Origin of the sequence: Streptomyces sp. CA2R106 (assembly GCF_037034245.1) — a bacterium.
Lineage (GTDB): Bacteria > Actinomycetota > Actinomycetes > Streptomycetales > Streptomycetaceae > Actinacidiphila.
Genome location: NZ_JBAGKC010000038.1, coordinates 25,291 through 40,328, shown reverse-complemented (window position 1 = coordinate 40,328; position 15,038 = coordinate 25,291). Strand labels below are relative to the sequence as shown.

General features: G+C 73.1%; 13 protein-coding genes. 11 read left to right on the top strand and 2 right to left on the bottom strand.

The features are described 5' to 3' along the window. Window positions 1-72 precede the first annotated feature (72 nt). The 10 genes from WA788_RS32360 to WA788_RS32315 all read left to right on the top strand — a co-directional run bounded on the left by WA788_RS32360 (window position 73) and on the right by WA788_RS32315 (window position 8,091). A complete protein-coding gene (locus WA788_RS32360) occupies window positions 73-963 on the top strand; it encodes a Rossmann-like and DUF2520 domain-containing protein (protein WP_335983612.1) in 891 nt (296 codons plus the stop codon). Continuing rightward, window positions 960-1,832 (top strand): pantoate--beta-alanine ligase, encoded by an 873-nt coding sequence (gene panC, locus WA788_RS32355; protein WP_335983610.1) that lies wholly within the window; start codon window positions 960-962, stop codon window positions 1,830-1,832. Before WA788_RS32360 ends, panC begins: the two co-directional genes overlap by 4 nt. Further along, entirely contained in the window at window positions 1,829-3,610 is a 1,782-nt protein-coding gene (locus WA788_RS32350) for an L-aspartate oxidase (protein ID WP_335983606.1), read from the top strand. The genes panC and WA788_RS32350 overlap by 4 nt, the downstream gene beginning before the upstream one ends. Window positions 3,611-3,728: 118 nt before the next feature. Further along, window positions 3,729-4,766, top strand: a complete 1,038-nt coding sequence (gene nadC, locus WA788_RS32345; protein WP_335983603.1) for a carboxylating nicotinate-nucleotide diphosphorylase — start codon at window positions 3,729-3,731, stop codon at window positions 4,764-4,766. A gap of 6 nt (window positions 4,767-4,772) precedes the next feature. Further along, on the top strand, window positions 4,773-5,570 hold the full coding sequence (locus tag WA788_RS32340) for a type III pantothenate kinase (protein ID WP_335983600.1): 798 nt from the start codon (window positions 4,773-4,775) through the stop codon (window positions 5,568-5,570). A 147-nt stretch (window positions 5,571-5,717) separates the two neighbouring features. Beyond that, the gene (locus WA788_RS32335) at window positions 5,718-6,389 is read left to right on the top strand and encodes a hypothetical protein (protein ID WP_335983596.1); all 672 of its coding nucleotides are present in this window, start codon (window positions 5,718-5,720) and stop codon (window positions 6,387-6,389) included. Window positions 6,390-6,418: 29 nt separating this feature from the next. Next, window positions 6,419-6,604, top strand: a complete 186-nt coding sequence (locus tag WA788_RS32330; protein WP_335983592.1) for a hypothetical protein — start codon at window positions 6,419-6,421, stop codon at window positions 6,602-6,604. A 104-nt stretch (window positions 6,605-6,708) separates the two neighbouring features. Continuing rightward, on the top strand, window positions 6,709-7,104 hold the full coding sequence (locus WA788_RS32325; protein ID WP_335983590.1) for a BlaI/MecI/CopY family transcriptional regulator: 396 nt from the start codon (window positions 6,709-6,711) through the stop codon (window positions 7,102-7,104). A 9-nt stretch (window positions 7,105-7,113) separates the two neighbouring features. Next, on the top strand, window positions 7,114-7,632 hold the full coding sequence (locus WA788_RS32320; RefSeq protein WP_335983589.1) for an amino-acid N-acetyltransferase: 519 nt from the start codon (window positions 7,114-7,116) through the stop codon (window positions 7,630-7,632). Window positions 7,633-7,752: 120 nt separating this feature from the next. After that, window positions 7,753-8,091 (top strand): histone-like nucleoid-structuring protein Lsr2, encoded by a 339-nt coding sequence (locus WA788_RS32315; RefSeq protein WP_202235342.1) that lies wholly within the window; start codon window positions 7,753-7,755, stop codon window positions 8,089-8,091. Here WA788_RS32315 and WA788_RS32310 read toward each other — a convergent pair. Continuing rightward, window positions 8,022-8,606 carry an SCO3374 family protein gene (locus WA788_RS32310; protein WP_335983585.1) on the bottom strand — a complete coding sequence of 195 codons (585 nt, stop codon included), beginning with the start codon at window positions 8,604-8,606 and terminating at the stop codon, window positions 8,022-8,024. The genes WA788_RS32315 and WA788_RS32310 overlap by 70 nt on opposite strands. A gap of 451 nt (window positions 8,607-9,057) precedes the next feature. Here WA788_RS32310 and WA788_RS32305 point away from each other — a divergent pair, with 451 nt between their 5' ends. Beyond that, entirely contained in the window at window positions 9,058-11,577 is a 2,520-nt protein-coding gene (locus WA788_RS32305) for an ATP-dependent Clp protease ATP-binding subunit (protein WP_335983582.1), read from the top strand. 110 nt (window positions 11,578-11,687) lie between these two features. On the opposite strand, the gene WA788_RS32300 is transcribed toward WA788_RS32305, so the two are convergent. Further along, entirely contained in the window at window positions 11,688-15,038 is a 3,351-nt protein-coding gene (locus WA788_RS32300) for an NACHT domain-containing protein (protein WP_335983580.1), read from the bottom strand.

The window sequence follows — 15,038 nt, the reverse complement described above, 5'->3', positions numbered from 1 at the left end:
TGGGGCACCCGGGGGGTCCGGGGAGCGACGTTCGCGTAAGGTTGACGAGAAGGGTCGCTGAGGCTGGGAGGCGTGGTGGAGCAGAAACCCGCGAGGCTCACGGTGGGCGTGGTGGGCGCGGGCCGGGTCGGCCCGGTCCTGGCGGCGGCGCTGGCACTGTCGGGCCACCGCCCGGTGGCCGCGAGCGGCGTGTCGGAGGCGTCCCGCCGCCGCGCGGAGACCCTGCTGCCGGGCGTCCCGCTGGTGGAGCCGGCCGAGGTGCTGGCCCGCGCGGACCTGGTGCTGCTGACGGTGCCGGACGACGCCCTGCCCGCACTGGTGCGCGGCCTGGCGGAGACCGGCGCCGTACGCCCGGGCCAGCTGCTGGTCCATGCGTCGGGCCGCTACGGCACCTCCGTGCTGGACCCCGCGCTGCGTGCGGGCGCGCTGCCACTCGCACTGCACCCGGCGATGACGTTCACCGGCACCCCGGTGGACGTCCAGCGCCTGGCCGGCTGCTGCTTCGGCGTCACCGCGCCGGGCGAGCTGCGCACGGCCGCGGAGGCGCTGGTGATCGAGATGGGCGGCGAGCCCGAGTGGATCGAGGAGTCCGCCCGCCCGCTCTACCACGCGGCCCTCGCGATCGGCGCCAACCACCTGGTCACGCTGGTCGCGCAGGCGATGGACCTGCTGCGGCAGGCAGGCGTGCAGGAGCCGGGCCGGATGCTCGGCCCGCTGCTGGGCGCCGCGCTGGACAACGCGCTGCGCTCCGGCGACGCCGCCCTGACCGGCCCGGTGGCCCGCGGCGACGCGGGCACGGTCGCCGCGCACCTGGCCGAACTGCGCGCCCGCGCACCGGAGAACGTCGCGTCGTACGTGGCGATGGCCCGCGCCACCGCGGACCGCGCGCTCGCCAACGGAATGCTCAAGGCCGAATACGCGGAGGCGCTGCTCGGCGCCCTCGCCGACGGGGGGACCCTATGACCCGACTCGTCCACCACGCCCGCGACCTGGCCCCCGCCTCGGCCGTGGTCATGACGATGGGCGCGCTCCACGACGGACACGCCGCCCTGATCCGCGCCGCCCGCGCGCACGCGGGGGACGGCGTGGTCACCGTCACCGTCTTCGTCAACCCGCTCCAGTTCGGGCCGAACGAGGACCTGGACCGCTACCCGCGCACCCTGGAGGCGGACGTGAAGCTCGCCGAGGCGGCGGGCGCCGACTTCGTCTTCGCACCGGACACCGGCGAGGTGTACCCGGGCGGCCCGCCGCAGGTGCGGATCACCGCGGGCCCGATGGGGGAGGGGTTCGAAGGCGCGTCCCGGCCGGGCCACTTCGACGGGATGCTCACCGTGGTCGCCAAGCTGCTGCACCTGACCAACCCGCTCGCCCCCGCCGCCGGGACACCCCGCACGGCCGCGTTCTTCGGGCAGAAGGACGCCCAGCAGCTCGCCCTGGTCCGGCGGATGGCCACCGACCTGAACTTCCCCGTCGACATCGTCTCCGTGCCGACGGTCCGCGAGGACGACGGCGTCGCGCTCTCCAGCCGCAACCGCTACCTGTCGCAGCAGGAGCGGGTCGCGGCCAGGGCACTGTCCCGGGCGCTGTTCGCCGGACGCGACGCCGCCGGGAGCGGCCCGCGGGCGGCCGTGGCCGCGGCCCGCGTCGTGCTGGACGCCGCCGCCCGCGAGCAGCCCCCGGTGGGCCTGGACTACCTCGCGCTCGTCGACCCCGCCACCTTCACCGAGGCCGCACCGGACCACACCGGTCCGGCCGTGCTCGCCGTCGCCGCCAAGGTCGGCGGCACCCGGCTGATCGACAACATCCCCCTGGAGTTCGGAGCCCCCGAATGACCTCCTCCGCTGCCGCCGACCCCGCCGGCATACGCCTGTCCGCCCCCGCTCCCGGCTGGTCGCTGGGCGCCGACGTGGTCGTGGTCGGCTCCGGCGTGGCCGGGCTGACCGTGGCGCTGCGCTGCGCCGCGGCCGGCGCCAAGGTCGTCGTGGTGACCAAGGCGCACCTGGACGACGGCTCCACCCGCTGGGCGCAGGGCGGGATCGCCGCCGCGCTCGGCGAGGGCGACACCCCGGCGCAGCACCTGGACGACACCCTGGTCGCGGGCGCGGGCCTGTGCGACGAGGACGCGGTGCGGCTCCTGGTCACCGAGGGCCCGGACGCGGTACGGCGGCTGATCTCCACCGGCGCCCGCTTCGACACCGACGACTCCGGCTCGATCCTGCTCACCCGTGAGGGCGGCCACCACCGCAGCCGCATCGCCCACGCGGGTGGTGACGCGACCGGCGCCGAGGTCTCCCGCGCCCTGATCGCCGCGGTGGTCGGCAACCCGGACATCGAGTTCGTCGAGAACGCCCTGGTGCTCGACCTGCTCACCGACGCCGAGGGCCGCACCGCGGGCGTCACCCTGCACGTGATGGGCGAGGGCGCCCGCGACGGAGTGGGGTCGGTACGCGCCCGCGCCGTGGTGCTGGCCACCGGCGGCATGGGGCAGGTCTTCTCCGCGACCACCAACCCGGCGGTGTCCACCGGCGACGGCGTGGCGCTCGCGCTGCGCGCCGGGGCCGAGGTCAGCGACCTGGAGTTCGTGCAGTTCCACCCGACCGTGCTGTGGCTGGGCCCGGACGCCGAGGGCCAGCAGCCGCTGGTGTCCGAGGCGGTCCGCGGCGAGGGCGCGCACCTGGTCGACGCCGAGGGCGTGCGCTTCATGGTCGGGCAGCACGAACTCGCCGAGCTGGCGCCGCGCGACATCGTCGCCAAGGGCATCATGCGGCGGATGCAGGAGACCGGCGCCGCGCACATGTACCTGGACGCGCGGCACTTCGGCGCGCGGATGTGGGCCGAGCGGTTCCCGACGATCCTGGCCGCCTGCCGCGCCCACGGCATCGACCCGGTGACCGGGCCGATCCCGGTCGCGCCCGCCGCGCACTACGCCTCCGGCGGGGTGCGGACCGACCTGCGCGGACGCACCACCGTGCCGGGCCTGTACGCCTGCGGGGAGGTGGCCTGCACCGGCGTGCACGGCGCGAACCGGCTCGCCTCGAACTCCCTGCTGGAGGGGCTGGTCTTCGCCGAGCGGATCGCCGCCGACGTGGTGGCGGCCACCGGTCCGGAGCCGGGCGAGCCGGTGGCGCCCGCCCCGGCGCGCACCCCGCTGCTCGCCTCCGAGGCGCGCTACGAGGTGCAGCGGATCATGACCGCGGGCGCCGGGGTGCTGCGCAGCGCGGAGAGCCTGGCCGCGGCCGCGGGCGCGCTGGAGCGGCTGCACACCGCGGCCGTGGAGGCGTACGAGCGGGACGGCAAGACCGCCGAGCCGTGCGTGGAGACGTGGGAGGCGACCAACCTGGGCCTGGTGGCCCGGGTGCTGGTGGCCGCCGCCCGGCGCCGCGAGGAGACCCGCGGCTGCCACTGGCGCGAGGACCGGCCCGACCGGGACGACCGGCAGTGGCGCCGGCACCTGGTGGTGCGGCTCACCCCGCACCACACCCTGGACGTGGCCACCACCGAGGGGCCGGGCCTGCCGGCCACCCGCCCCGGTCCGGTCCCGGCGGTCACCCCGTCCGCCGGGATCGGGGATGATGGGGCCGCCGCCGCACCGCGGCGGGCACAGCCGTGACCGGCGGCCCGGGCCCCGGCCCGCGGCAGCGCACCGCGGCCCCGGCGGACCGCGGCCCGCACCAGCAGTGGACGACGCAACGTACGCGGCAAGGCACGCAGCACACGAAGGAGCTTCCGTGACATCCTCCGACGGCCCTGACCGGCCCCAGCCCGTCGCTCTTCCGCTGCCGACGTTCGGCCCGCCCGCCGAGTCCGCGGGCGGCGGCTGCGGCGACGGCTGCGGCTGCGGCGACGCCCACGACCCGTACGACCTGGACCCGCTGGAGTGCGGCCTGGACCCGGACCTCGCCGCGCTGATCGTGGACGCCGGCCTGGACCCCGTCCAGGTCGAGGACATCGCGCACATGGCGATCGAGGAGGACCTCGACCAGGGCGTGGACGTCACCACGGTGGCGACCGTGCCCGAGGACGCCTTCTCCACCGGGGACTTCACCGCGCGCGAGAACGGCACCGTGGCGGGGCTGCGGGTCGCAGAGGCGGTGCTGTCGGTGGTGTGCACCGACGAGTTCGAGGTGGAGCGGCACGTCGAGGACGGCGACCGGGTCGCCGCCGGGCAGAAGCTGCTGACCGTGCGCACCCGCACCCGCGACCTGCTCACCGCCGAGCGCAGCGCGCTGAACCTGCTGTGCCGGCTGTCGGGCATCGCCACCGCCACCCGCGCCTGGGCCGACGCCCTGGAGGGCAGCAAGGCGCAGGTGCGCGACACCCGCAAGACCACGCCGGGTCTGCGCGCGCTGGAGAAGTACGCGGTGCGCTGCGGCGGCGGCACCAACCACCGGATGTCGCTGTCGGACGCGGCCCTGGTCAAGGACAACCACGTGGTCGCCGCGGGCGGTGTCGCGGCCGCCTTCAAGCTGGTCCGCGAGGAGTTCCCCGAGGTGCCGATCGAGGTCGAGGTGGACACCCTGCACCAGGTCCGCGAGGTGGTGGACGCCGGGGCCGACCTGATCCTGCTGGACAACTTCACGCCCGCCGAGACCGAGGAGGCGGTCGCGATCGTCGGCGGCCGCGCCCTGCTGGAGTCCTCCGGCCGGCTCACGCTGGACAACGCCCGCGCCTACGCCGACACCGGGGTGGACTTCCTGGCGGTGGGGGCGCTCACCCACTCCTCCCCGATCCTCGACATCGGCCTCGACCTGCGAGCGGAAGCGTAGAGGCGGATGCTGCTCACCATCGACGTCGGCAACACCCACACCGTGCTCGGGCTCTTCGACGGCGAGGAGATCGTGGAGCACTGGCGGATCTCCACCGATCCGCGCCGCACCGCCGACGAACTGGCGGTCCTGCTCCAGGGCCTGATGGGCATGCACCCGCTGCTGGGCGACCTCGGTGACGGCATCGACGGCATCGCGATCTGCTCCACGGTCCCGTCGGTGCTGCACGAGCTGCGCGAGGTGACCCGGCGGTACTACGGCGACGTGCCGGCGGTCCTCGTCGAGCCGGGCGTCAAGACCGGCGTGCCGATCCTGGTCGACCACCCCAAGGAGGTCGGCTCGGACCGGATCATCAACTCGCTGGCCGCCGTACACCTGTACGGCGGCCCGTGCATCGTGGTCGACTTCGGCACCGCCACCACCTTCGACGCGGTCACCGCCCGCGGTGAGTACGTGGGCGGCGCGATCGCCCCGGGCATCGAGATCTCCGTCGACGCGCTCGGCATGCGCGGCGCCCAGCTGCGCAAGATCGAGCTGGCCCGTCCGCGCAGCGTCATCGGCAAGAACACCATCGAGGCCATGCAGTCCGGCATCCTCTACGGCTTCGCCGGACAGGCCGACGGCATCGCCGAGCGGATGGCGCGGGAGCTGGCCGACGACCCGGACGACGTCACCGTGATCGCCACCGGCGGCCTGGCGCCCCTGGTGCTGGGCGAGGCGTCCCTGATCGACGCGCACGAGCCGTGGCTCACCCTGATCGGGCTGCGCCTGGTCTACGCCCGCAACGCCCCGGCCACCGCGTAGCGCCGCCGGGCACCTCCTCCCCGGCGCGGCCCCGCGGACGGCCGGACGCCGCGCGGCTTCCCGCCGAGCCGCGCGGCGTTACGTGAGGTTTGTCCGCTTAACGATTAATGTCCATGCATGCCAACGCCACATGGAAACCGAGGGGGAATGGCGTTCAGCGCGGACGAGGTGCGCGTGCTCCGGCGCGCGCTCGCGGAGGTGCTGGGCCCGCACGCGACCGCCGGGACCGCCGCCGTGGTGGTCGCCCCGCGCCCCGCGGAGTACGTACAGGACTGCCTGCGGCTCGCCGGCGGCCTGGACGACGCCGTACGGGAGGCGGGCCGGATGCGCGCCTTCCACCTGGCCGAGCTGCACCGCTACCGCCTGGCGCTGCCCGGCGCGGCGAGCGGCTACCTCGACCGCCTGGCCACCGCCCTCGACAGCGGCTACCTGCCCGGACCCGACGACCTCGCCGCACTGCGCCGGCTGCGCGCCCTGCCCACCGCGACCGGGGAGCACCGCCGCCGTACCGCCCTGCTGCACCGCTGCGAAACCCTTGCGGAGAACGACGTACGCCAGCGTCTGGAGGCCCATATGCCCGCCCCGCGCCGCCTGCTGTCCCTGCCCCTGCCGGCCGCCGTCCCCGCTCCCGCCCCCCGTGCGGCCGGGGACGCCGACCAGCCCAAGCCGCGCCCGGTGCCGGCGCCCGGCGCCAAGCCGAAGCCGGCCGCCCCGCCGCCGGCCGAACCCCGCGAGCCGGGCCGCCGCACCCCCACCCCGGCGGAGATCTGGCCGCCCCGCCGCACGGACCGGAAACCGGACGAGGCCCGCTCCGCCTAGCGCGAACGGGGGTGGCTACGCTGGGCGCCATGAACTATGTCTCGGCCATCGTGCCGCCGCTGGTGATGGCGGTGCTCTTCACCGCGCTGATCGTGACCATCGTCAAGAACCAGGGCGGCGCCAACAAGGCCAAGGAGGACGCCGCCGTGGACGCCGCGCTGGCCGCCGCCGAGGCCGCGCAGGCCGCCCGGACCGCCACCCCCGACGAGCGCTGACCCACCCGAGCGCTCCCCACCGGGCCGCGGCGCACCGCCGCCCGGTGCGCCGCGAAGAGCGGTAATTACGACATTCGTCGCGTTTCGCCCGTAGTATTTCCGGTGTGCCCCGACCACTCGGAGAACTCGAAGACGCCGTGATGACCCGGGTGTGGGAGTGGAACCGCGCGGTCACGGTTCGTGAGGTACTCGAAGACCTCTCACGGGATCGTTCCATCGCCTACACAACGGTGATGACCGTAATGGACAACCTCCGGCAGAAGGGCTGGCTGCGCCGGGAGGCGGAAGGCCGCGCATATCGCTATGAGGCGGTATCGACGCGTGCGGCGTACTCGGCCGCACTGATGAACGAAGCCTGGGCGGCGAGCGACAACCCGGCCGAGGCCCTCGTCCACTTCTTCGGCATGATGTCCCCGGAACAGCGCGAAGCCGTGCGGGACGCATTGCGCATCATCCAGTCCGTGGACCCCTCCGGCCCGGCGGAACCCGAAGGGCGATAGCGTCCGCCCATGCCCCTGATGTCGAATGACGTGACCATCCGCCGGGCCCGTACCGGCGATGTCCCCGCTCTGCGGCGGCTGCTGGACTCCTATGCCAGGGACGGCATCCTGCTCGACAAGGCCACGGTGACCCTTTATGAGGACCTCCAGGAGTTCTGGGTGGCCGAACGCGACGAGGACGCCGAGGTGGTCGGCTGCGGCGCGCTGCACGTGATGTGGGAGGACCTGGCCGAGGTCAGGACGCTCGCCGTGCACCCCTCGCTGCGCGGGGCCGGCGTGGGCCACCAGGTGCTGGCCAAGTTGCTGCACACTGCGCGCTGGCTGGGCGTCAGGCGTATTTTCTGCCTCACCTTCGAAGTCGACTTCTTCGCCCGGCACGGCTTCGTCGAGATCGGTGAGACCCCGGTGGACGGCGATGTCTTCGGCGAGCTGCTGCGTTCCAATGACGAGGGTGTCGCAGAGTTCCTGGACCTGGAGCGAGTGAAACCCAACACCTTGGGTAACAGCCGGATGCTGCTGCAACTCTGAGACCGGTATGTCCGGATCGCGCGGGCGCACAGGTGGGCCACTTCGCGCAAGGGGTTTGTGTTTTTCGGTGAAAGGCGCTTTGCTTTTACCGTTAATCCGTTTTCGATGAAAGGGAAGCCGGTGGCACAGAAGGTTCAGGTCCTTCTTGTGGACGACCTCGACGGCGGCGAGGCCGACGAGACCGTGACGTTCGCGCTCGACGGCGTGACGTACGAGATCGACCTCACCACGGAGAATGCCGACAAGCTGCGCGGGTTGCTCAACCCGTACACGGACAGTGGCCGCCGCACCGGTGGCCGTGCCGGGCGGGGCCGCACCAAGGCCGTGCGCGGTGGCAGCAGCTCCAGCCAGGACACCGCGAAGATCCGTGCGTGGGCCAAGGAGAAGGGCTACGACGTCAACGACCGCGGTCGCGTCCCCGCGACCATCCGTGAGGCGTACGAGAAGGCCCACGGCTGATCAGGGCAGCGCGCTCGCAGTGCGACGCGGTGGCAGGCGGTCGCCAGTGCGGCCACCAGTGCGGTGAGTCCGACGGGAACCCCCGTTTCGTCGGCTTCGCGGGCCACGCGCAGCGCGGGCACGGTCGACTCCACGTCGAACCCCGGCCGAGGAGGCCGCAGCCACACCGGTGCCGACCGGTCGTACGCGGCCTCCCTGCGGCCCCACTCGGGGTGCGCTGGAGCCCGCAGGGTCCGCCCTGCGCCCAGGGCCGCCAGGTCCAGCTCGATGCCCCCCCACTCCAGCCACTCCAGCAGTCCGGGCAGCTCTTCGGCCGTCCCCGCGGCGACCAGCAGCCGCACTCGGTGGCCGTCCAGCGCCACCGGCCCGAGCAGGCCCGGACGGGAGAACCGGCTCAGCATCGCGAAGCCCGCCTCCGCCGGCGCGTCGAGCGCGTCGAACCGCACGCCCGTGACCAGTGCCGGAGGCGGGCCGTCGACGACCGGCCATCCCAGCTCGTGCTCGTACCAGCCCATGCCGTGTCAACTGCCGCACCGAGGCGGCGGTTACGTACCGTCCGGCATCGAACACACCTGGTGATGCCGGTGGCCTGGGCGCCGCCCGGAGCGGGCCCCGCGATGGCCGGAAACCGGCGCGCGGTGTTCGCCCTTAGCGCAGAGCGGAGTGCCCGCGCGGTGTGGATTGTCGGCGACCGAGGGTAAGAACTACCTAGTGGGAAGGGCTGGTGTTCGAGCAGGCGGGGCGGGCGTTCGCCACGGGCGTACTGATTGAGAGGGTATTCGCCTGGCCTGCGGGAACATCGTCTCGCACCATCGAGGTTGTGGGAGTGACGTCAGCCGGTTGCGCGGCTTTCCCCGCGAGAGCGGGGGTGATTCGCGAGCGGCGCCGCTGTGCGGGACTAGCATGCGGAAGGACAGGGAGGGGACCGACCCCTCACTGCCCGACCGCTCTGAGGAGCGATTAACGATGTTCGAGAGGTTCACCGACCGCGCGCGGCGGGTTGTCGTCCTGGCTCAGGAAGAAGCCCGGATGCTCAACCACAACTACATCGGCACCGAGCACATCCTCCTGGGCCTGATCCACGAGGGTGAGGGTGTCGCCGCTAAGGCCCTGGAGAGCCTCGGGATTTCTCTTGAGGCGGTCCGCCAGCAGGTGGAGGAGATCATCGGCCAGGGGCAGCAGGCCCCGTCCGGCCACATCCCCTTCACCCCCCGTGCCAAGAAGGTGCTGGAGCTGTCGCTCCGCGAGGCCCTTCAGCTCGGCCACAACTACATCGGCACCGAGCACATCCTGCTCGGCCTGATCCGCGAGGGCGAGGGCGTCGCCGCCCAGGTCCTGGTGAAGCTGGGCGCCGATCTCAACCGGGTCAGGCAGCAGGTCATCCAGCTGCTGTCCGGCTACTCCGGCGGGAAGGAGTCGGCCACGGCCGGCGGGCCGGCCGAGGGCACCCCCTCGACCTCGCTCGTGCTGGACCAGTTCGGCCGCAACCTCACCCAGGCCGCTCGGGAGACCAAGCTCGACCCGGTGATCGGGCGCGAGAAGGAGATCGAGCGGGTCATGCAGGTGCTGTCCCGCCGCACCAAGAACAACCCGGTGCTCATCGGCGAGCCCGGCGTCGGCAAGACCGCCGTCGTGGAGGGCCTGGCCCAGGCGATCGTCAAGGGCGAGGTGCCCGAGACGCTCAAGGACAAGCAGCTCTACACGCTCGACCTCGGCGCCCTGGTGGCCGGCTCGCGGTACCGCGGTGACTTCGAGGAGCGCCTGAAGAAGGTGCTCAAGGAGATCCGCACCCGCGGCGACATCATCCTGTTCATCGACGAGCTGCACACCCTGGTGGGCGCCGGCGCGGCCGAGGGCGCGATCGACGCGGCCTCGATCCTGAAGCCGATGCTGGCCCGCGGTGAACTCCAGACCATCGGTGCCACCACGCTCGACGAGTACCGCAAGTACCTGGAGAAGGACGCCGCGCTCGAGCGCCGCTTCCAGCCCATCCAGGTCGCGGAGCCGTCGCTGCCGCACACCATCGAGATCCTCAAGGGCCTGCGGGACCGGTACGAAGCCCACCACCGCGTCTCCATCACCGACGAGGCGCTCGTGCAGGCGGCCACGCTCGCCGACCGCTACATCTCGGACCGGTTCCTGCCGGACAAGGCGATCGACCTGATCGACGAGGCGGGCTCGCGGATGCGCATCCGCCGGATGACCGCGCCGCCGGACCTGCGCGAGTTCGACGAGAAGATCGCCGAGGTGCGCCGGGAGAAGGAGTCCGCGATCGACTCGCAGGACTTCGAGAAGGCCGCCTCCCTGCGGGACAACGAGAAGCAGCTCCTCGCCGCGAAGTCCAAGCGGGAGAAGGAGTGGAAGGCCGGCGACATGGACGTCGTCGCGGAGGTCGACGGCGAGCTGATCGCCGAGGTCCTGGCCACCGCCACCGGCATCCCGGTCTTCAAGCTGACCGAGGAGGAGTCCACCCGGCTGCTGCACATGGAGGACGAGCTCCACAAGCGCATCATCGGGCAGGTCGACGCGGTCAAGGCGCTCTCCAAGGCGATCCGCCGTACCCGTGCCGGTCTGAAGGACCCCAAGCGTCCCGGCGGCTCGTTCATCTTCGCCGGTCCGTCCGGCGTCGGTAAGACCGAGCTGTCCAAGGCGCTCGCGGAGTTCCTCTTCGGCGACGAGGACGCGCTGATCTCGCTCGACATGTCCGAGTTCAGCGAGAAGCACACCGTCTCGCGGCTCTTCGGCTCCCCGCCCGGATACGTGGGATACGAAGAGGGCGGCCAGCTCACCGAGAAGGTGCGCCGCAAGCCGTTCTCGGTCGTGCTCTTCGACGAGGTCGAGAAGGCGCACCCGGACATCTTCAACAGCCTGTTGCAGATCCTGGAGGACGGTCGGCTGACCGACTCCCAGGGCCGGGTGGTCGACTTCAAGAACACCGTCATCATCATGACCACCAACCTCGGCACCCGGGACATCTCCAAGGGCTTCAACCTGGGCTTCGCCGCCCAGGGCGACACCAAGTCCGGGTACGAGCGGATGAAGAACAAGGTCAGCGACGAGCTCAAGCAGCACTTCCGCCCCGAGTTCCTCAACCGGGTGGACGACGTGATCGTCTTCCCGCAGCTCAGCCAGGAGGACATCCTCCAGATCGTCGACCTGATGATCAGCGCGGTCGACGAGCGGCTGCGCGACCGCGACATGGGCATCGAGCTGAGCCTGGAGGCCAAGGAGCTGCTCTCCAAGCGCGGCTACGACCCGGTGCTCGGCGCCCGGCCGCTGCGCCGGACCATCCAGCGCGAGATCGAGGACACCCTCTCGGAGAAGATCCTCTTCGGCGAGCTGCGCCCCGGTCACATCGTGGTCGTGGATGTCGAGGGCGAAGGCGAGTCGGCGAAGTTCACCTTCCGCGGCGAGGAGAAGGTCACCGTGGCCGACGCCCCGCCCGTGGAGACGGCCGGCGGCGCGCCGAACCTCTCCAAGGAGTGACGCTGCGCATGCGGTGACCGCATCGAAAGGGCCCGGCCCCGGCACCCCGTAAGGGGAGCCCGGGGCCGGGCCCTTTTCGGGTGCCGGGCCTGGGGAAGTCCAGAACAGGTCTAGAACTCGACCGTGACGTCCGGGAGCGCGTCCGCGTTGTGGACGGCTGCCGGGCTGGTGCCGCGCAAAGTGATCCGGCGCAACCGGGGCAACTCCGCGAACGGTGCGAGGTCGATCGACCGGGGCACGGCGCCGCGCCCCACTCCCGGCCGGATCTCCAGCTCCTCCACACCGGGGAAGTGCCGGAGCACCTGGAGGTGCGGCGGCTGGAGTCGCACCAGCCGGGTGGACAGGACGCGGATGTTCGGCAGGGGCGGGAAGTCCGGCTCGAAAAGCGCTGCGATCCCGTCGCTGACCGACAACGAGGTCAGCGCGGGCAGGGCGCCGAGCCGGTCCCAGTCGGCGCGGGCGAAACGGTCCGGCTGCGGCGAGTGGCAGCCCAGGTGCTGCAATGCGGTCAGCCGCTCGATGCCCTCCAGGCCCCTGGTTCCGTAGCCGGTGTAGAGGCGGGTGAGCGGCAGGCCGTCGGGCAGGAGAGCCATCCCCGGCCAGGCGTCGGCATCGCTGTTGAGGGCGAGGGTCGTCAGTTGTGGGAGGTTGCCGAGTACGCCGAGGCTGGTCTCCCCGGTCAGGTCGAACAGGTGGAGGTCGCGCAGCGGCAGGGATGCCAGCGGTGACAGGTCGGTGAGGTCGCGGCACCTGTAGAGATTCAGCCTCTGGAGCATGGGCAGGTGGTGGCACAGCCGGGCCACCATCGCGTTGTTGATCGGGTCCTCCCACAGCAGGGTGGTCAGTTCCCGGGCGCGGAGGAGGTCGTCGAAGCCGTCGCCGAGTACCGCCTGGGCATTGAGGTGCTCGACCCCGCCGAGGGCGAGGACGGTACGCAGTTCGTCGACGGTGTGGACCCCGTAGTACGTGTCGGCTCGGGGCAGGCGGTCCAGCACCTCGGCGGCGAAGTGCTGCCGGTCGGCGTCGGGCGGGAACTGGGCCAGGAGCGCCCGCACGTCGGCCACCTCGTGGTCGGTGAAACGGGCCAGCACGGGGACCGCCGCGTCGCCGCCGATCTGCCAGGCGGTGCTCACCACCGCCTCCGCCTCCTCGTCGGTCAGCCCGTCCGGGCCCGGCAGCAGTTCCAGGACCAGCGGGCCGACGTCGGCGAGCTCCATCGCCGCCCCGAAGCTGCGCGGCGGGATCAGGGCCGCGCCGCGCTTCTCGACCTCCTCCCGGATCGCCGGGTCCAGCTCGGTGGCGTGCTCCAGGCAGGCCAGGGCGAGCAGGTGGAGGCGGCTGCGGTGGGTCTTCGTGCGGTCGCCGCGGGTGAGGATCTTGCGCAGCAGGCGGGCGCGTTCGTCGGGCCGGGCGTGGGCGACGGCCATCCGGATCACGTCGGCCCACTGGTCCTGGTGGGCGTTGCGGGCCATCAGGTCGAAGTCGCGCTCCTCGATCGCGGCCTTCGCGGCCAGGTAGTCCTGGAAGGTGCGGTGGACGAAGTCCACGGTGGCCCCGGAGACCGGCTCGCGGATCAGGCCGCTGCGGTCCAGCAGGTGGCGGTAGACGTCCTCCGCGCCGCCCAGCGCGTCCCGGACCGCGGGCATCGCGGGCAGGGCGGCCGCGACCAGGTCGACCGCGTCGGCCCGGTCCATCTCCGCCTGGCCGTTCTTCACCAGCCAGTACGCCAGTTTCTGGAGCATTTGGATCTGCGGGGCCTCGGTGAGCAGCGGTTCGAGGTCGCGCTCGCGGTCGCGCCGGTTGAGCAGCATCGACAGCGCGGCGTCGTAGAGCTCCTTGCGGCCGGTGGGCAGGTAGCCGTTGCGGTCGCGGTGCAGGGCGCAGATGAGGCTGCACATGAGGGGGTTGGTGGCGAGCCGGGCGAGGTCCTGCTTGCGGCCGAGGGCCTGTTGCAGGGTGTGCTCGAAGCCGTCGAGGCGGGCGAGTTCCGCGGTGTCGCCGGGCACGGTGGCGCGGGCCGCGTCGTGCCAGCGGGCGGTGAAGGCGCGGACGTCGGCGCGGCTCATCGGGGCGAGGGTCAGCTCGGTGAACCCCTCGTCGGCGAGCCAGGCGTCCTCGACGGCGGACGGGCGGGAGGTGACCAGCCAGCGGTTGCCCGGATAGGTGCCGAGCAGCAGCCGCAGCCAGTCGCCGACCCGCTCCCGGGTGCGCTCGTCCACCTCGTCCAGGCCGTCCACCAGCACCAGGGCGCGCCGGTCGGTGAGGACCTGCTCGGTCCAGCCCGGGGGAGCGGTGAGCGGGGTGCCCACCGCGGTCAGGAAGTCCGCGGGCATCGGCAGCCGCTCCTGGCGGGCGACGGTCCGCAGCGGCAGGACGTACGGCACCAGGCCGTGCAGGTGGCGCAGGTGCTCGCCGAGGTCCTGCCGCGCGGCGCCGACCGCGAGCCACTGCACCAGGGTGCTCTTGCCGGAGCCGGCCACCCCGCGCAGCAGCACCAGGTCCTGCCCGGCGAGCGCCTGCTCGGCCGGGAGCGGCCCCGTGCGCGGCGCGCCGCCGCCGGCGGCGCCGCCGACCGCGTCCGGGTCCGGCCGGCCGGCGGCCCATCGCGCGGCGCCGGCGCCGCGGTCGGCGGTGACCTCCAGCCCGTAGTACGCGCTGTCCAGCGGCCAGGTGACGCGGGAGCGGGCGGAGAAGTCGATGCCGAAGATCCGCAGGGTGCCGTGGTGCCGGGCCAGGTGGTCGGCGTAGCGGGACTCGAAGTCGGTGGGGCGGCGGGGCGGGCCGACCAGGCGGGGCATGCGGTAGCCGTGGCCGGTCAGGGCAGCGGCGAAGGACTCGTCGCCGAGCAGCCGGGCGAGCGGGGTGAAGGCGATCCGGCTCTGCTGCCAGCCGTTCTGCTGGGCGACGACCACGCCGAGCAGGGCGCCGCCGGTCAGGACGGCCGCACCGGACAGGCCCGCCCACGGGGACGGGCCGTCGGCGGGGGCGGGGGGCGGGGCGCCGTCCACCACGAGGACGCCGTACTCGCTGAAGAGGTTGGAGCCGGGCTTGTAGGTGCCGACGACCTGTTCGGTGTCCAGCCGGTCGCCGTCGGTGCGCTGCACGTAGGGGAAGCCGATCGCCTCGCACCCGGCGACGGGGTCGAGGGAGGCGGTGTTCGCCCAGCGGTCGGCGGTGCGGAAGGCGGCGGCGGGGGCGAGCGGCTGCTCGGTGGTGACCAGGGCCACGTCGATGCCGCGCCCCGGGTCGTACCAGGTGCCGGCCCGCCGGCCCGCGGCGCCCTCCGGGCCGCCCGGCGCGGTGAGCAGCACGGGGGCGTCGCCGGCGACGACGTGGGCGGCGGTCAGCACCAGGGTGGGCGTGAGCAGGTAGCCGCTGCCCTGGACGGTGCCGGACTGGAGGACCGCGAGGCGGTAGGGGGCGGGTGGGCGGACCGGGCGCGGCGTCGGGTGCGCGGCCAC